Origin of the sequence: Sutcliffiella cohnii (assembly GCF_002250055.1) — a bacterium.
Classification (GTDB): Bacteria; Bacillota; Bacilli; order Bacillales; family Bacillaceae_I; genus Sutcliffiella; species Sutcliffiella cohnii.
The window spans coordinates 757,338-775,946 of sequence record NZ_CP018866.1 but is presented as its reverse complement, the minus strand read 5'-3'; the positions used below and the strand labels follow the sequence as shown (position 1 = coordinate 775,946).

At 38.1% G+C, this 18,609-nt stretch carries 18 protein-coding genes and 3 riboswitches; all 18 genes read right to left on the bottom strand.

Annotated elements, in window-relative coordinates; translation table 11 throughout:
* Positions 1-332 precede the first annotated feature (332 nt).
* Positions 333-818: an acyl-CoA thioesterase gene (locus BC6307_RS03740; RefSeq protein ID WP_066417167.1), complete on the bottom strand. Its 486-nt coding sequence runs from the start codon at positions 816-818 to the stop codon at positions 333-335.
* A 174-nt stretch (positions 819-992) separates the two neighbouring features.
* Positions 993-1,169, bottom strand: a riboswitch (cobalamin riboswitch).
* 36 nt (positions 1,170-1,205) lie between these two features.
* A complete protein-coding gene (locus BC6307_RS03735) occupies positions 1,206-1,787 on the bottom strand; it encodes a GNAT family N-acetyltransferase (protein WP_066417169.1) in 582 nt (193 codons plus the stop codon).
* A 22-nt stretch (positions 1,788-1,809) separates the two neighbouring features.
* Positions 1,810-2,769 carry a glycine-rich domain-containing protein gene (locus BC6307_RS03730; protein WP_066417171.1) on the bottom strand — a complete coding sequence of 320 codons (960 nt, stop codon included), beginning with the start codon at positions 2,767-2,769 and terminating at the stop codon, positions 1,810-1,812.
* Between the two features lie 112 nt (positions 2,770-2,881).
* Positions 2,882-3,859, bottom strand: a complete 978-nt coding sequence (locus BC6307_RS03725) for an aldo/keto reductase (protein WP_066417173.1) — start codon at positions 3,857-3,859, stop codon at positions 2,882-2,884.
* Between the two features lie 345 nt (positions 3,860-4,204).
* Positions 4,205-4,837 carry a thiamine phosphate synthase gene (gene thiE, locus BC6307_RS03720; RefSeq protein WP_066417176.1) on the bottom strand — a complete coding sequence of 211 codons (633 nt, stop codon included), beginning with the start codon at positions 4,835-4,837 and terminating at the stop codon, positions 4,205-4,207.
* Positions 4,834-5,637 carry a bifunctional hydroxymethylpyrimidine kinase/phosphomethylpyrimidine kinase gene (gene thiD, locus BC6307_RS03715; protein WP_066417179.1) on the bottom strand — a complete coding sequence of 268 codons (804 nt, stop codon included), beginning with the start codon at positions 5,635-5,637 and terminating at the stop codon, positions 4,834-4,836. Before thiD ends, thiE begins: the two co-directional genes overlap by 4 nt.
* 10 nt (positions 5,638-5,647) lie before the next feature.
* Positions 5,648-6,664: a thiazole biosynthesis adenylyltransferase ThiF gene (locus tag BC6307_RS03710; RefSeq protein ID WP_066417181.1), complete on the bottom strand. Its 1,017-nt coding sequence runs from the start codon at positions 6,662-6,664 to the stop codon at positions 5,648-5,650.
* On the bottom strand, positions 6,664-7,431 hold the full coding sequence (locus BC6307_RS03705) for a thiazole synthase (RefSeq protein ID WP_066417184.1): 768 nt from the start codon (positions 7,429-7,431) through the stop codon (positions 6,664-6,666). The genes BC6307_RS03710 and BC6307_RS03705 overlap by 1 nt, the downstream gene beginning before the upstream one ends.
* Before the next feature lie 2 nt (positions 7,432-7,433).
* On the bottom strand, positions 7,434-7,637 hold the full coding sequence (thiS, locus tag BC6307_RS03700) for a sulfur carrier protein ThiS (RefSeq protein ID WP_066417187.1): 204 nt from the start codon (positions 7,635-7,637) through the stop codon (positions 7,434-7,436).
* The gene (gene thiO / locus BC6307_RS03695; RefSeq protein WP_066417190.1) at positions 7,634-8,761 is read right to left on the bottom strand and encodes a glycine oxidase ThiO; all 1,128 of its coding nucleotides are present in this window, start codon (positions 8,759-8,761) and stop codon (positions 7,634-7,636) included. Before thiO ends, thiS begins: the two co-directional genes overlap by 4 nt.
* Positions 8,758-9,375, bottom strand: a complete 618-nt coding sequence (tenI, locus tag BC6307_RS03690) for a thiazole tautomerase TenI (RefSeq protein ID WP_066417192.1) — start codon at positions 9,373-9,375, stop codon at positions 8,758-8,760. Before tenI ends, thiO begins: the two co-directional genes overlap by 4 nt.
* Before the next feature lie 297 nt (positions 9,376-9,672).
* Positions 9,673-9,778, bottom strand: a riboswitch (TPP riboswitch).
* A 62-nt stretch (positions 9,779-9,840) separates the two neighbouring features.
* Positions 9,841-10,638, bottom strand: a complete 798-nt coding sequence (locus BC6307_RS03685) for an energy-coupling factor transporter transmembrane component T family protein (RefSeq protein ID WP_066417195.1) — start codon at positions 10,636-10,638, stop codon at positions 9,841-9,843.
* Complete coding sequence (locus BC6307_RS03680; RefSeq protein WP_066417197.1) at positions 10,616-12,046, bottom strand: ABC transporter ATP-binding protein; 1,431 nt, start codon at positions 12,044-12,046, stop codon at positions 10,616-10,618. Before BC6307_RS03680 ends, BC6307_RS03685 begins: the two co-directional genes overlap by 23 nt.
* Before the next feature lie 54 nt (positions 12,047-12,100).
* Entirely contained in the window at positions 12,101-12,682 is a 582-nt protein-coding gene (locus BC6307_RS03675; protein ID WP_066417200.1) for an ECF transporter S component, read from the bottom strand.
* A 12-nt stretch (positions 12,683-12,694) separates the two neighbouring features.
* Positions 12,695-13,375, bottom strand: a complete 681-nt coding sequence (gene tenA, locus BC6307_RS03670; RefSeq protein ID WP_066417202.1) for a thiaminase II — start codon at positions 13,373-13,375, stop codon at positions 12,695-12,697.
* Positions 13,376-13,539: 164 nt separating this feature from the next.
* Positions 13,540-13,646, bottom strand: a riboswitch (TPP riboswitch).
* Positions 13,647-13,970: 324 nt separating this feature from the next.
* Positions 13,971-17,024, bottom strand: a complete 3,054-nt coding sequence (locus tag BC6307_RS03665) for an efflux RND transporter permease subunit (RefSeq protein ID WP_066417203.1) — start codon at positions 17,022-17,024, stop codon at positions 13,971-13,973.
* Between the two features lie 339 nt (positions 17,025-17,363).
* Positions 17,364-17,759 (bottom strand): spore coat protein GerQ, encoded by a 396-nt coding sequence (gene gerQ, locus BC6307_RS03660; RefSeq protein WP_235858154.1) that lies wholly within the window; start codon positions 17,757-17,759, stop codon positions 17,364-17,366.
* An 83-nt stretch (positions 17,760-17,842) separates the two neighbouring features.
* Complete coding sequence (locus BC6307_RS03655) at positions 17,843-18,268, bottom strand: cell wall hydrolase (RefSeq protein ID WP_268874277.1); 426 nt, start codon at positions 18,266-18,268, stop codon at positions 17,843-17,845.
* Between the last annotated feature and the right edge of the window lie 341 nt (positions 18,269-18,609).

Below are 18,609 nucleotides of genomic sequence, written 5' to 3'. Positions count from 1 at the left end.
CAAAAGCAAATACGCTGAACCTTTCCCCTCGGACCTTTTATGTCAATAGGTGCCTTTTACGTTATGGTAAAAGATGTAGCCCTCGGTCACAGACCTACTAGATAGCGGAACCCTAGCTACAATTTTCAAGTTCATATTTATTTTACAACTATTACTTAGAAGATGAAAGAAGCTTTTCGTTCATACAATAACTTTCACAAAAAAATAGCACCCTAATTCACACAAATTTAATCATAGTCAAGATGTTCATTCGGTGTTATTTGTATGCTAAAAGATATGTATACTATTACGATTCACTAAAAAAGCGGATCAGCAACCACGTTTTTTCATTACTATATTTTCTCATTTGACCACTTGTTCTCTAACAACCTTTTTTCTCTTCTAATTGTTGCTTCCTTCAGTAACTGGATTTCTTTTTCCGTTTCAGGGATTACGCCTGGAACTGGGACTGGTTTACCTTCGCTATCAATTGCAACCATTGTTAAAAGGGATGTTGTTGTAAGTTTTGTTTCACCTGTTTCAAACTGATGACACTCCACTTTTACATACACTTCCATTGACGTTCTTCCAGTAGATATAACCACTGCTTCTAACGTTAATATATCTCCTACTTTTGCTGAAGATAAAAAATTCACTGTATCAATCGAAGCTGTTACGACCACCTTGTTACTATGTTTCATCGCTGCTATGGCAGCTATTTCATCAATATACGATAAAACAACTCCTCCAAAAATTGTTCCTAAATGATTCGTATCTGGAGGTAAAACTAGTTTCGTTTGTACAGTTCTAGATACATTTGTTGATATTTTTCCCATCATTCTCCCACTCTCTTTTATGTTTTTTGCTTCTACAAGAAAGTGGTTGGAAAATAAAAAATCCATCACTCTAATATGAGGATGGATTAAAGGCAAAGAAAATAAAACTAGACAAATAGAGCCCTATTTTCTAATATTTGCGCACCATTATCCAACCTTCCTAACTCCCGAAGAAGACGATCGTTCATCATAATGGCAGGTCTCCTGACTCGTGCTTCTACCTACTTTAAGTCCTTCCCGTCGAATGACAGTGGCTATTCTTATTTCGTCGGCACCTACAGTTGCGGGTACAGTTCTGGTTTTAGACCAGATTCCCTATTAAGTCTAATTGACACCATTATTATTGGTATGTTTTATTCATTTGAAAAACTTATTTCTATTAGTAGTTTATTACAAAGTTACTATTCTGCCAACTCGTTCACCATGTAATGTTTGCCATTCTTCTCTAAGTACTCCGAGCTTCACAGAATCATAGTACTCATCGTTTACAATACGAGCTTTTCTAATTCTAGCTTCCTCTATCATTCCAAGTTTTTTTCCAACACTCACCATTCGATGGTTTCCTGACCATGTAGTATATCCTAATCTAACTAGTATAGGAAATTGTTTAAACAAATGAGTGACCCATAATTTAATAGCCTCCGTTCCATATCCACCATTCCAATAGTCAGGAAGATAGATGATAATACCTACCTCCATCCATCGGGAAGGCTCGTGCTCCCAATAGTAAACAACGGTGCCAATAATTTTACCATCCACTTCTATAATCATTTCGGAATCATAACCCGATTCTAACTGACCTATCATCCGATTATAAAAATCTTCATATTCCACTCGGACTAATGGAAAGTATGGTGCATCCCATTTTTTAAACTCTGGGTCCTCTTCTCCATATCTTAATTTCCAAAGAGTTTGTATATCTTCTTTTTGTACCGACCTAAGAATAATTTTTTCTCCAACTATTTTTAACATAAATTCTCTCCGTTATATTATTTTATGAGGAACATCCTCCGCCACCACAGCTTGCGTCCCCGCTAGAGCAACTACTATCTCCACCACTATTTTTATCGCTACTAGTTGCAGATCCGCAAAAAACAGCACTTGTACATCCACTACTAGAATTCGAAGCAGATGAGTATAAATACGCCTTTGCCATTAACCAATATTGGTCATAATAATAGATAGAATAAAACACCATAATTAATGAGGTATTCGAAAAATCACCATATTGCTGTTGTTTCGTGAATGCTCCTTTTTCGTTTCGTTTATGAATTTCATCTGCTTGATGGGATTGTTCTTTTAACCTAGTTATTAAGTAATCTACTATCTGATTTGATTCCTCTGTAATTTTGAAATATTTATTTTTCAAGTATTCCTTATCCTTGTATTTAAATTCGGTAATTTGAGCTGGATTTAGTGGGTTCTTAAAGAAGTCTCCCCAAGTCGACCAACTATATGTTGTTACTTCAAACAATTGCGAGAACACCCAATCAAAGAACGCACGCTCACCAGGGTCCCCTCCACCTTGTACATTTGGTTTATGATGTAACATGCTGCCATTAAATTTTTCTGAAAAAGTTTGATAGGCTTGCGTAAACATCAACATTTCATGCCAAACATCATCTACTTCTTCACTATACATCGGAACAGTTTTTAGCACTCTCGTTAAAATAAAAAACCGTTTCAGCTCAAAAATACGCCATTCTAGTTCGTCCTCTGAAACTTTCGCGTTTTGTTGTAAAAACCGTTGCTTTACTTGATTTATATACTCATCAGGAAGTGCTAACTCTAATTTAGCGATTAACGGTTGAATTGAGGTGTTTTCAATAGCTCCTAAGTTTTCCGGTATATTTTCCTTTTTTAAGTTTTTGGTGGGCTTTATTTTTCTAAAAATACCTACTAAGGCTAATACGACAACGAATAAAATTAAAATAAAAATAACAACTGTTTCCATCTTATCTCCCCCCTTTATTCTTTTTATTAATACGATATGAAACGTTTAAAAGTTTCATTTATTAAATAATACATAATATTAAAAAAGCATCCTATAAAAAGGATGCTTTCCATTATGGTAATCTTCTACCTCTAGAAGTAACGTACAAGTTATACCATTGTTCTCTCGTCATTTTTTCTGAAACAGGTACAGCGTCTTGACAAGCTACAATGCGGTCTGGATTTGTCGTACCGATGACAGGTTGAATCATTGCAGGATGGCGCATTAACCAGCCTAGTACGATAGCTTCCCTTGTTGTTTCTAGTTCTTCCGCCATTCTAGCTACTAACGCCGCTGTATTTCTTTCTGCTTCTGTTTTAATTTCTTCCTCTCGACCGGTGAAGACACCTTTTCCTAATGGAGACCACGCTTGGATTTGTATATCTTTTTCCATACTATATTCTAAAAATCCATCTGTGAAATGGGCTGAAGTCCCTTCGTGTTGGTTTACTAATACACCTTGGTCCACCCAGTTTAATTTGCGCAAACTCATTTCTAATTGATTTACGATGATAGATTCGTTTGTATACGTTTGCAGAAGTGCTACTTGTGCTTTATTCATGTTGGAAACACCGAAGTGTTGTACTTTCCCTTCTTTTTTCAGAAGTTCAAACGTTTCTGCCACTACTTCTGGTTCCATCAATGGATCTGGTCTATGTAATAGTAAAATATCTAATTGTTCAATGTTCAACCTTGCAAGAATACCATCGACAGAGTTTATAATATGCTCTTTTGAAAAGTCATATCGACCTGGCCCAGCATCATCTTCGAACCGAATGGCACATTTACTTTGAATGACCATTTGCTCACGTAGGCTTCTATTGTTTTTCAACACTTCACCGAAAACCTTTTCTGCTTTTCCTCTCGTATAAATATCAGCATGATCAAACATCGTAATTCCTGAAGATAATGCCGCCTCTACCGCTTTCTCCGCTTTTAACACTTCTTCTGATGAAAACGGCGAATTGTCCCAGCCTCCACCAAATCCCATGCATCCTAATACTAATCTACTGTTTGTAATATTTCTTTTTTGTAACGGCATTGTTCTCATAACTAATCATCCTTACTTTTTAAAAGATATTAATATTGTAAGAAATAAATGGTGGGGAAGCAAATAGTTATTTTCCTTTTAGTGCCTCTCGAATATGAAACATAACAAAATAAAGAGCTTGGGACATAACTATTTTTATTAAAGTAAAAGACGAACAAATAAAGTAGTTTGGAAATAACCCGCTCCAGAAATATACTTCGCTTTCCGCGGGCGGCTGGTGATCTTCCTCGGCGTAAACGCCTGCGGGGTCTCACCTATGCCTTTCCTCCCGCTGGAGTCTACGTATATTTCCTCCGCTAGTTCAGCGATTGTTCGTTTTTTTATCATGATTATATTAGTTTTGTCTCAACCTCTTTGTAGTTTTATAACTGTTTCCTCCACATTTTCCGCTTTTGATATGGCCGATATGACTGCGACACCATCCGCTCCAGCTTCCATCACTTCTTTTGCATTGGAAATGTTAATTCCACCGATGCCGACAATTGGAAGCGTAACACCTGCTTCACGAATGGCAGTTATGACAGATGGTCCTTTCACTTCTTCAATATCTTTCTTTGTTGAAGTAAAGTACATCGGTCCTACGCCGATGTAGTCAGCACCAAGTTCTACCGCCCTTAAGGCCTCTTCCACATTATGTGTAGAAACACCGACTATTTTTTCATTCCCTATCTTTTCCCGAATGGACGTAATGTTACCGTCCTCTTGGCCGATATGTACACCGTCGGCATCGAGTTGTATCGCTAGTTCTACATCATCATTTACGATAAATGGCACTTCATACTCGTTACACAACTCTTTTAATCTTGCTCCTAACTCTAACTTTTCAATACCAAGTTTAGCTCCTTCGCCTTTTTCTCGATATTGAAAACATGTTACACCTGCTTCTAATGCCTCTTTCAGCACAACTTCCGGGTTACGATCACAATTGTTACTACCCATCACAAAATATACTTGCATATGTTTTCTTAAGATGTTCATGAGTGCACCGCCGCGTTTCGATATGCCCAATGATTCGTAGGACCGTGTCCACTGCCAATTCCTAATTCATCTTTTATTGCAGCATGGATAAAATCTTTTGCTACTTTTACTGCTTGTTCAACGGTCTTTCCTTTAGCTAATTCAGCAGTTATAGCGGCCGCAAACGTACAACCTGTTCCATGAGTATGACGAGTAGAAATTCTCGTACTCTTTAACTCTACAAAGCTTTGGCCATCAAATAATAAGTCCACTAGTTCCTCTTCTTCGCCGTGGCCACCTTTCACTACAACGTAATCGGCACCAAGTTTATGAAGAACTTTTGCTGCTTTTTTTCTAGCCTCGATTGTGTGTAGGGACAACTCTGTAATTACTTCTGCTTCTGGGATATTTGGAGTAATAACAGTTGCTAGAGGAATTAATGTTTCACGTAAAGAATTGATTGCCTCTTGTTGTAAAAGCTTTGCTCCACCTTTCGCAATCATGACCGGATCGATTACAACGTTGCCCCAATTAAACTCCCTAATATTGTTTGCCACTGCTTCAATTAGCTCGCTATTAAACAACATTCCCGTTTTAAGGGCATCCGGACGTAAATCAGCCTCAATAGAATTCATTTGCTCTATTACGGCTTCAAGCGGAAGGGCATAAACACCTTGTACACCTAACGTATTTTGTGCTGTTATTGCTGTAATTGCCGACATCCCGTAAACATTTAATTCTTGAAAAGTTTTTAAATCCGCTTGGATACCTGCTCCGCCACCACTATCAGAGCCAGCGATTGTTAACGCTTTTTTCACCACAGTCAGCCACCTACCCTACATATCGATAATAAATATTTTTTGCTTCCGTTATGTCTTTTGTCCCGTGGACAATCGCTCGCCCATCTTTAAATAAAACGAGACGTTGACTACCAATTTCTACTGATAAGAGAAAAGGATTTCGATCCACTTTTAACCCTTGGTCCGCAAATACCGATTCTATTTCTTCAAGATTTCTTTCTTGGTTCGTGTTCGGTCTAATTTGTACAGAGTCTCTTCCACAAAGCACCGCTGTTTTCGTTTGATTTTCGTAAGACAAGTATGGAAAGCTCCGACTTTCCCCACATGATAGACAAGAAGAATCTTTCATACTATTTACGTCGATGGAAGAATAGCGATTTTCCCAAAGGTCGAACGAAACTAACTTTTTCCTTAAACTTTTTTGATTACCAGTTAATATTTTTAACGCTTCCGCTACTTGGTGGGCAACAACCATTTGTACTGCTGGAGAAATAACTCCCACCGTATCACAAGTAGCACCACCTAACGGAACGGACTTTAATAAACATTGTAAACAAGGTGTTTCTCCTGGAAGAATCGTATAGGAAATCCCATAACTACCGACACAGGCACCATAAATCCAAGGTATATTATATTTTTGAGATAGGTCATTAATAATAAAACGAATATCAAAATTATCTGTTGCATCTAAAAGTAAAGAAACACCATCTATTAACGGTTCTAGTAAATCTGGTGTAGCATCTCCGACGATTGCTTCTATTTCAGTAGATGAGTTAATTTCTAGTAGTCTCGTTTTAGCAGCAACTGCTTTAGGAATTTTATGTTCAGCATCTAATTCCCCGTATAGTTGTTGGCGCTGTAAATTACTCCATTCTACGTAATCTCGATCGATAATCGTCATTTTCCCGACCCCAGCTCGAGAAAGTGCCTCGGCAATACCTGTACCGAGTGCACCTGCTCCCACTATGAGGACATGCTGTTCCGTTAATTGCTTTTGTCCATTTACCCCAATTGGTTTAAATAGTATCTGTCTAGAATAGCGTTCCATTAGCTAACACTCATTCCTTCAGTTGGGCTACTAGCAGTGGCATAACGTTTTTTCTCCATACGCCCAGCCTCAAAACCTAACCTTCCTGCTTCAATTGCTAGTTTCATTGCTTTTGCCATTTTCACTGGGTCTTTTGCAGCCGAAACAGCGGTGTTTAATAAAACTCCATCTGCTCCTAACTCCATCGCCTGAGCAGCATCAGCTGGTGAGCCAACTCCCGCATCCACAATAACTGGAACGTTTGATTGCTCGATAATAAAGCTTAAGTTGAGCGGATTGATAATTCCTTGACCAGATCCAATTGGAGAAGCTCCAGGCATTATTGCGTGTGAACCTAATTCTTCTAGTTTGCGAGCAAGTACAACATCATCTGAAGTGTACGGTAAAACGATAAACCCTTCTTTTAAAAGCTCTTCTGTTGCTTTTAACGTTTCAACAGGATCTGGTAGTAACGTTTTCCAGCAGCCAATTACTTCTACTTTAATCATGTCACATAATCCAGACGCTTTTGCTAATTTTGCAATGCGCACTGCTTCTTCCGCTGTTTTTGCCCCAGCAGTATTTGGAAGTAACGTATATTTCTCTAAGTCTAGTTTTTCTAAAAAGTTTGGTTGACTCGGTTCAAAGATGTTCATGCGACGTACCGCAAACGTTAAAATTTCTGATTCGGATACCGCAACCGCTTCTTTTTGTACTTCAAAGCTCGGGTATTTACCAGTTCCTAATAATAAACGTGATTCAAATTCATATGGTCCAATTTTTAACATGTTCATCCGCCTCCTACAAAATGTACTAATTCTAATTGATCGCCTTCTGCTAACGTAACTGATGGATGCGATTCTTTTTGTAAAATATCTCGGTTCTTTTCTACAATGACTACCTTTTGATCAAGGTGAAAATGTGCTAGCAAATCTTCTACTGTTCTAATATCATTAGGTAACTCTATTAGTTCACCATTTATCGTTACTTTCATGTTGTTATCACTCCTTTCAATCGTTCAAACGTAAACGCCTGTAAATAGGAAGGTAGTGTACGACCATCCATCATATCCGCAATAAGCTTTCCACTAATTGGGGATAGTAAAATACCGTTCCGATAATGACCTGTGCAGATAAATACGTTTTCTATTGTTGGGTGCACTCCAAGAAACGGTAACTCATCTATCGTTTGCGGTCGTATTCCAGCCCACGCCCTTTCAAACTGAGCTCGTTGAATATCAGGCAAAATGTCTATGGACGCTTGCATCAAGGAAGAGATTCCCTCAACTGAAACATGCTCCGAAAAACTATTAGGAATAGAAGTTGCACCAATAATTAAACGGTTTCCACTTTTCGGGACTACGTAACACCGTTGTGAAAAGATGGTACTTTTAATGAGAGGGCGTTCTGTAATGACAGACATACACTCACCTTTTACCGGATAGGTTGGTAGGTTTATATTCGCTTCCTTCAATAAACGGGCACTCCAAGCTCCATTTGCAACAACGATGTTTTCCCCATAAAAATCACCTATATTCGTATGAACACCTGTTATTTTTCCGCTCAACTCGGTGAACGAATATACTTCTACGAACTCTTTAACGGTTGCACCGAGGGCGACCGCACTTTTGCTAAATGCCTGTGTAAGTTGTATAGGGTTAACATGCCCATCATTCGGTATGTCCATAGCTCCGATGATACTATCACTTAATGATGATTCCATTTGTAGTGTTTCCTCACGGTCGAGCCATTTTGTATTCTCTCCGAATGAACGTTGTGCTTCAATTACAGATTGTAAATGAACTTTTTCCTCATCTGTTTTTGCGACTTTCAGCATGCCTTCTCTAACAAGCTCGATATCGATACCACACATCTCTTTTAACTCTTCTTGTAATCTAGGAAACATTTTTCTACTTTCCCTTGCTAGTTCAAACATTGGTCCAACTTCCGTCAACTCTACTTGAGCACCTAGCATCCCTGCTGCCGCTTTTGACGCTCCTAGGCCAACGGTTCCTTTTTCTAAAAGAAGGACGTTTCTCCCTGACTTTTGTAAATAGTAGGCTGCTGCATTTCCGATCACTCCACCACCAACAACGATTGCGTCCCAATTGTTATTCATTTCTCTCCTCCTTCCACATAGCTGCTATGACTTTCTTGAAACCTTTTTGCCATCAATACTGGGTTTTTGCTCTCCATTATTCCACTCATCACTGCAACACCGGAGGCTCCGGTGGAAGCTACTTGTTTTAAATTCTTTGGTGTAATTCCACCAATACCGATAATTGGAACAGAACTTTTCTCAGTCATTTCTTTAAGATTATCTATCCCACGTGGTTGCTGCCCAAGTTTTGAGGATGTAGTAAAAATATGGCCGTATAGTAAAAAGTCCGCACCGTTTTTTTCTGCATATGCTGCTTCTTCTATCGAATGGACAGAGCATCCAATTTCTAACCTAGGAAAAGATTGCTTTACTAACTGTACGTCTAAACTATGAAACGCAAGCTGAACACCACGCACCGAAAATGCTTGTGCAACATCAACTCGATCATTTACGATTAATTTGTTTGCAGGAACTCCACTTTTTAATATTTGTTCCAGTAATTGTGCTAGCTCTCTTGCCGTTTTTTCTTTTTCGCGAATATGTATTCTGTCTACATATGGATGGATACTTCTTAAAATGTTTGTTAACTCTTCGTTCGTTTTCTTTCCATCTGTAATAACATGTAGCTTCATAGATTGATAATCTCCTTTGTAATGCATATAGCGTTGACACTTACCTTAAAATCTACCTGTAAACTATGGAGCCTTTAGAGATAGTCCGTTCCTCTTCGCTGCGTGAACTTGCTTTCCGCGGGGAGGGAGTCAAGTTCCCTCCGCTCCGATCCACTCTCTGTTTTAAATATTAGTACTACAATCTTTACTAAAAGACGTCATAGAACAAATCCTTACTAGCATAATACTAAACAAAAAACCACTCTTTTCGCCTAAGCGTAAAGAGTGGTTTGTATGAATGAATAGTATATTTCTATACAATATATTTACCCACTTCCCTACGCTGGTATTAACCAGATCAGGTTCGAAGGGTCTGGAAACAATTTATTCCATCTCAGTCATTTCGACTCCCCTAGTGAAAAGTTCTTATTAAATTGTGTAAATAAAGTATAGCATACTAACCAATTTTTTAAAATAAAAGTGAACTTAATATCTAACATCCGTTATCGAAAAGTAAGGGAAAAAGGTAGCTGAAACAAAAGAGATAAGTAATACCATTAATAAAACTGTTGTAAATATTACGTCATTTTTTGAGTACTTTACTTGATAATAATAGGTGCGATTTTTTTGTTGTGAAAATTTTTTTGCTTCCATCGCCACTGCGATTCGATGCGCCCTTCTGATGCTTTGTGATAATAAAGGTATACTATATAAAGTGACCTTTTGTATGATAGCTTTCATACCTTTTTCCTGTTTAATCCCTCTAACTTTTAACGCTTTTTGTAAAGTAAAAAATTCTTCTACCATAATTGGCAGGAGCCGAATAGACGCGAGAAAACTGTAAGCATACTTTGGCGGTAGCTTCCATTGCTGCATAAGAGAATAAAATAAAAGAACCGGCTTCGTTGTTAGCGCGAATAGTAAACCTAAAAACGCAAACACTAATGCTCTTAATCCAATATGAACTCCTCGATAAAAGCTTTCTTCACTTATGTGAACAATTCCTAATTGAAACCATGTTGTATCACCTTTACCGAACAAAATCATCGTCACAGCAGAAGAGAAAAATAGAATGGTAAATGGTAGGAGAAGAACGACCTTTACCTTCCAACTATGTCCCGTTGACGTTATATAGAGCAATAACATAAATAGTGTCATATTCACTAATACATTTATGTTATGTATGAAGAGGACTGCTACAAAGAGGAGGACAATTGCTATTAACTTGAAACTCGGATTCACTCGATGCAACCACGTTTCGTTAACTTGTAATGACCATTGCATCGTGTACGGACCTCTCTTTCTCTATTACTTCTACTACTTCTCCACTCTCCACTACTAACACTTTATCTGCAAAATGCTCAACAATATGCTCATCATGTGTAACCATCACAACACATACCCCCTCTTCTTTGAGCTGTTGTAACCATTCAAGCATCGAAAAAGTATTTCGACTATCCTGGCCGAATGTAGGTTCATCTAAAAGGAGTACACTCGGACGATGTACAACCGCTGATGCCACACTTAGCCGTCTTTTTTGTCCAGTTGAAAGCTCGAAAGGGTGTTTTGTTCGTACATGTGTTAAATGAAAATTGTCGAGCAGTTTTTCTACTTTATTATTTCTCTCTACTTCCGATACACCTTTTCGCAATAGCGTATATCCGATTTCCTCTTCAACGGAATGCGTAACAAATTGAAATTCAGGGTTTTGAAAAACAAACGTCACTTCTTCTTCGTAATTTTCACCGAAATAATGAAGCTCACCATTCGTTTTTAAAAGCTTTCGAATCGCCTCTAATAGGGTACTTTTTCCTGCGCCATTTTTTCCGATAATCGTTGTCCATTGACCTTTATGGAACGTAACATCCTCCACTGAAATTTTACACTCTTTTCCTCTAAAACCCTGAAAATCGTGTAGAGATATAATCGATTCTCCCTTTTCTGGATTTTGGTTTAAATTAGTTGGATCAATCACTTCCTCCCAAACTCCGGGATACCAAATGCCATATTCTTTTAACTTTTCCTTGTATTGCGAGAAAACTTCTAAAGTAGCTCCGTCCGCTATGATTGTTCCTTTATCGTCAAAAACGACTACACGCTCTACCCAATCTAACAGATAGTTTAATTTATGCTCGACAATAATGACTGTCTTTTCTTCTCCTACCCGTTTAATTGTGTCCCACACTTCCTTTGTTCCTTCTGGGTCTAATAGCGCCGTTGGTTCATCTAAAAATAAAACATCTGGTTCCATTGCTAACACAGAAGCAATCGCTAGCCTTTGTTTCATTCCACCAGACAGTTCATTTATTTTCGTGTGGGGGTGTGGAAGCTCTAAGCCTACTTCGTTAAGTAAGTAATTTATTTTACAGTCCATTTTTTCTCTCGGTACCGCTAAATTTTCAAGTACAAATGCAAGTTCCTCGTCTACATAAGGCATGCAAAACTGAGAATCCGGGTCTTGGAACACATAGCCCCAAGACTCCGGTGTTATTATGTTATCCGCACGCATCGGTACTTCCATTACAGTCGGTATTAACCCAGAAATAACCTGTAATAGGGTTGATTTCCCACACCCTGAAGGACCGAGGAACAAAATTTTCTCGCCGTGTTTACAAGAAAAAGAGACATCGTGGAAAAGCATTTCATCCCCTGCATATTTTAGACGTAAATTTTCCACTTTAATTTGTGTCATGACTCTCTCCTTTTAATGCGCTTTAATTTAAACGTTTCAAAATCCCTCTTTTTGCTATTTACTCAAAGACTCATAATCTTCTTTACTAGCTGGTCTTAATAGTTTCGTTACCCCTGTTTTTTCTAATGCTTTCACTAATGCATACGCAACAAAGCCGGTGAAGAAAATGCCGCCTACAATGCGGAAAAATACTTTTAATGTCACACTCCACCATACTAAATCTAATAAATATCCTCGGAACAAATCTAATAAAAGTGACCCTACCGCTGAACTAGCTCCAGCAAGAGAAACGACTAATAGATCAAATCGTTTATAGCGAAAGGAGGCAAACACTGCTTCTGCAAATAATCCTTGTACGATTCCGTATACTAGTACGATTACACCGTATTCTGACCCCATTAATAGTTCACCAGATGCCGCTGCCACTTCTGCTAAAAATGCAACACCGGCTTTTCGAATAATTAAATACGCAACAGCAGCAGCAATGAACCACATACCGTATACTAACTCATCAATATGTAGTCCAAATGAGCTCATAACCCCACTCACTGGACCCCAAATTTTATATACAATCCCAAAAACGATGGAAATTAATATCGTTACTAATATATCTGTTAGCTTTAAATTTTTTTTCATTCTCGTAATCTCCTACTGCTTTACTTTCGCTTGAACTGGCCAACGTTCTAATGTGTAAGCCATTTGCCAAAACGAATATTCATATTGGCTACTCAACAGGAAATACTCTTTCATTCTTTCTTTTTCTCCCTCTGTTGCCTTTTCCGCTAATTCATCTAATCTATCAATTTGCTCTTCTACTAATTGACGGAACCAGTCCCCTCCGTAGGCGGCAATCCATTCTTGATAGATTGGTTCTTCAGGAGTTGAACCTTGTAACCTTTCACCAATTTCATAGTATAACCAGTAACACGGTAATAACGCTGCGATTACTTCTCCTAATCCACCAGTTAAAACTGCACGGTACATATGGGATGTGTATGCGTAAGCAGTTGGTGCTGGTTGGAAGTTTTTATGTTCTTCTTCCGAAATTCCTAGACGTTTTGAAAAATTTTCATGTAGTGACAGTTCAGCTTCATACGTTCCTTGTGCGTGTGCAGCAAGTCTAGCAGTTGTTTGAAGGTCAAATGCTTTCCCCCCTCCGTATGCTTGAACTTTTGCAAAGTGACTTAAATAATATGCATCTTGCATTACGTAATATTTAAAGCTTTCCAAGGAAAGTGTTCCATCAGCAATTCCTGTAACAAATGGATGTTGAAAGCTTGCCTCCCATATATGATCTGCTTCTTTTCTAATTATTTGTGAAAATTTCATCCTAATCATCCTCCTAGATACATTTTGTTGCTTCGGAATTAAATAGTGGGCCCTACTATTTTTTCCGAAAAAATAAAAAACCACCTTCTTCGCATGTGCGCAAAGAAGGTGGTTGATTAAACATAATGATATGTAGTTCATGCGTGGAAATAATTCATGCATGAAAATACAACCGTCCACTTCCCTACGCTGGTGTTAACCAGATCAGGTTCTAAGAGTCTTAGAGTCACACTCTAATCTCAGCCTTGTAAAGGCACCCCTAGTGGTCTTAATTATTAAATTTTTAAGGTGTTTTCTGATAATTATCATATCAGTTTATTTTAAAATGTCAAAAGGTTTTTTCTATATCTATATCGAAAATAGGTTAGCGTTTTAAGTCAGACCGTTCCTCTTCGCTGCAGGTACTCGCTTTCCGCGGGGAGGGAGTCGAGCCTCCTCGGCTTCGCCTGTGGGGTCTCGACCTTCCCTCTACATCCCGCTGGAGTCTCGCACCTTCCGCTCCGTTACACTCACGGTTCTAAACTTGTGTGAAAGGCGAACCTTATAAGATCCATCGGCCTTGGTGCAGTTTTTCAATAGGTTTACTTTTGCAATATTAAATATTTATTTCGCTGCTTTCATCTTTATTACTTCGGTTTTTTTTCTTAAACATTTTCTTTCCTACTTTCCCGACAGTAGAGAATAGTTTGCAAACGGCTGGGATGAGTAGGAGTGTGATAAAGGTTGCAAATAGTAGGCCTGATATGATAACGGTTGCCATTGGTGCTTGGTAGTTACCTGATGTTCCTGAAGCTAACGCTAAAGGTAACATTCCACCAGCTGTCGTTAATGTTGTCATAAAGATTGGTCGAATACGGTTTTTCCCGGCTTCTATTAAGGCATTTTCAATTTCCTCACCTTGATTACGAAGTTGGTTAGTCCGGTCGATTAATAAGATTGCATTATTCAATACAATTCCAATTAACATAATGATACCCATCGCTGACATGATACTTAGCTCTCTTTGGGTTAGAACTAAGCCTAAAATTACTCCAACTATCGTCATCGGTATGATTGACATGACAATAATAGGTTGGATTAAATGATTAAACTGCACAGCCATCACTAAATACACTAAGAAAATTGCTAACCCTAAGATCATCATCATTTCTACCATTAATTCCTGCTGCTGTTCTAAATCACCAGCTGCCGCAACCGTATATCCAACAGGTGTTTCAAATTTTTGAATGACATTTTGAACTTCTCTATTAATAGATCCTAAATCTTTTCCTTCCATGTCTGCAGAAATAGAAATATATCGCTCGCCATCTATATGAGTAATTGCATTCGGCATGTTTACACTTTTTAATTGAATAAACTCAGATAGTTTACTTGTTCCGTCGTTCGTTGGAATTTCCAGGTTCAATAAATCAGCTTTTCTGTTTATTCGCTCCTCCCATGTTACGATTAAGGGAAGCGTTTCGTTATTAACTGTAACCTCTCCGATTGGAAAATGCAGAAAAGCTTGCTCGATCATTTGTCTAATTTGAAAATTCGTTAGGCCTGCCTCTTCTATCGCGTTCTCGTTTAACTCTATTACTTCTTCAATAGATGTTCTTTCTGCGGAATGGGAGATTCCAACAACTCCATCTATAGCTTCTAGCTCTTGTATAAACTTATCCGCTAACGATTGTAATTGTTCAAAGTCGTCTCCTTTAATATTAACTTGGACAGGTGACGCACCTCCTGCATCCATCGAACTTTGCACTCCAACAATTGGTTGAGTTTCTGTAAGCTCACGAAGGGAGCGAAAGATTTCCTCATTTACTTCCTTTTGCTCTCTTGTAATGTTTTTATCCTTTGTCATGTTAATGATTGCAAAAATATACGTTCCATCGTCTATTATATAGTTGGATTCCACATCCGTAATCGAACTAAGTCTTTCATTTATTTCTTCTACTACAGTTTGTTTTTCTTCAGGGGTTATTCCTGATTCCATTGAAATAACTAATTCTGCATAACGATTAAATACGTCAGGCATAATAGTCATCGGTATTTTTGTTACTAAAAAAAGAGAACCAACGAACATTAGAAAAAATATGCCGATAACAGCGATACTATTTCTCGTTTTCTTTACAGTCCAAGAAACGAGTTTACTGTATGTTTGTAGCAGTTTCCCTTCTTTTTTTACTGCCTTTTTCTTTTTTAGCTTTAAAAATTTTTCCGCAAGTGCTGGAATTAAAGTAAATGAAACGACAACGGAACTAATTAATGTTACCGCAACTACTACGGACAGTATGATCATAAACTGGCCTAACTCTCCGCCGAGTAAGCCAATTGGCAAAAACACTACTATCGTCGTTAACATAGATGCAATAACAGCCGTTGCAACTTCTTTTACTCCTTCTAATACAGCATCTAATTTTTTTAAACCTTGTTCCCTTTTACGATATATTGATTCTAAAATGACGATAGCCGAGTCCACCATCATCCCTATCCCTAAACCTAAGCCTATAAGTGTTAAAATGTTTAAGCTGTAATCAAGTAGCCACATACAAATAAATGTTAATAGGATTGATGTTGGAATGGAAATACCTACAATGAATGTTGCACGTAAATTTCGTAGGAACAATAGTAAAATAATAACTGCAAGTATTCCACCTATTAAAATATTGTTTGAAACTCCATCAATTGATTCTTGTACGTAATCAGCTTGAGAAACAATAAAATTGACGTCGAAGCCTTTTACCAATCCTTCTTCTTCAATTTTCTTTACTTCTTCTCGAACTGCATTCGCCATGTCAATTTGAGTAACATTAGCTACTCTTCCGACTTGCACAAAAATAAAATCTTTCTTTCCATTTTTCCAAACGTCAGAGGAGTTTTCTTTAGGCATTAAAGTAATTGTACTTACATCTCCTAGTTCTACAAAGCCATTTAAAGACGGAAGCTTCATACTTCTTATATCTTCCACATTTTCAAACTTTGTGTTCCAACGAAGAGACGGTGAATCTTGTTCTTCTTTTATCGTTCCAAGTGTTGCTTCACTATTATTTTGTTGAATAAAACCGATTACATCGGAAATTACCATTCCTTCACTAAGTAATTTTTCTTGTTTAAACTCTATTATTATTTCATGTTCTTGAATTCCGGTTAATAAAACATCGGAAACTTCTTTTAAATCTTCTAATCTTGGCTCTAATATTTCTTGTGCAAAAACCGTCATTTCTTCCAGGTCGCCACCAGACACATCCATAAAGAAATCGTACGGTTGATTTGTACTATATTTACCTGTAACCACATCACGAATACCTGTTATATTAGCGGTAGTACTACTTACGATGGTTTCTAGTTCGTTATATACCTCATCTCCACTGCCACGCTCAAAAAACACATTAATACTACTCACACCTATATTGGAAGTTGAGCTAACGCTATCAACACCATCGATTGCCATAATGCTGTTCTCAAGCGGACTAGTGATAGAGCGCTCCACTTCAATGGATTGCATATCATCGGCATAAATGACAATGTATGCTCCATCAAAATCTATTGGTGGAAATAACTCTTTATCTAGCTTTTGCAAAGAATACGTGCCAATTAATAGCACAAGCACCGTTAACAAGCCGACTAGAATTTTTCGTTGAACAATCATTTTAATAAATTTCATCTTTCCATTTTCCCCCTATGTTCCCAACTTTCTATCCTCTCGCATTATATCCTAAAAAAGTGTGAAAATTACTACTTTTACAATATATTTACAAAAATATAGCTAGAGACAGAGACCTACATAAGACTGTAGGAGAAGAGAATATAGGTCTTAGGTTTTATAGGACGGAAATAGCCTTCTAAAAATCCAGTTCATTTAAACGTCGTTGCAAGTGCTCGCTTTTCCTTCAGAGGGAACAGGAAAGCGAACTTGTCCATTACAATTCAATTATGTATTCTAAATATGACCAAACTAAAAACCCGCTTTTATTGGTAGCGGGTTTTTAGCAAATTGGCATTATCACTGAGTTGTATCCAATGTTACTTCAGGACTAATTTCTGTATGAGGATAGTTAATTCGCTCGTCAAATTCTACCCAGTCGAGATTTGCCATCATAAGCAGGAATCGTTTGCCGCTTGCTGGATCGCTAATGATGATATGGTCACGACCAGCCGTTTCAATGCGCCCACGGTAAACCCTTGCATTCCATTCTGTGTTACCTTGGTAAGTAAAATAGAATGTACCAACCTTTCCTTTATTGAAGCGCAAAATATTTTCGATAAACGATTCTTCCACTACCCGTGTTCCTAGCAGCTGCCCTGTCCCCATCGGCATTACTGGCACAGAATAAGCTGGTCCAGAAGGCATTCCCGCCGGAAAGCCACCTAGTTGTTGTTGTGCAGGACTAGTCTGCATACCCGGATAAGCACTTGGCGAATAAGTCATTGGGTAATAACTTGATTTTCTACAAGTCATGAGAAAATCATCTCCTTATTTTATTATCTATTATAAAACTCTGGGCAGTAGCCCGGTACAGCGACATAGAAGCAATGATTCTTATGCGCAAAATCGAATTGCGTCATAGGGGATCTTGGCATCGTGGGGGTACAAGGTTCACGGTATGTTTTCCCCGGACTCGGATTAAAAAACCATAAATTCAATCTCGCACGAGGATTTCTATGACCAAGAAGTAAATTCCTTGCCCTTTGAAGATCTTCTTCTGTGGGCCGCTGTGTATACAACGCTCCATTTAAAACAGGTTCGAAGTGAGGGATTCCAGTTCCTGGGATAGTTTGATAGATTGCATGTCTAATATTGCGTAAATTTAGGAAGTCCGGTGCACAGTCTGCCTCGACTCGATTGGCCACAACCGTTCCTACCAAGTCCATCCCTTCGGCTCCTTCACCGATCGCCTCCGCCAACATAAGCCTTGCTAACTCCTCCACGTCACGTTCAGTATGTTTTATTCGCCTACCCACTTTCTCACCCCCTTCGGCCTATACGAGTATACTATTGCCCAATGTTATTTTTGGTGACTTGCCTATCCGCCCAAACATTGGAAAAAACAAATTTTATAAAGAAAGAAGCTTGTACTTTTCTAGTTATTAAAAACATAAAACGATTTCAAAGTGAAACCGTCTTGAAGCATTTGTAGTTTAAGTGTATCTTTCACATTTAGGTATAAGCATAATTTGGTGCTTATCTGACAATAAAAAATGGAGTACGGATTAATTGCTAATCCCTACTCCAATTACTACCTTTTTAT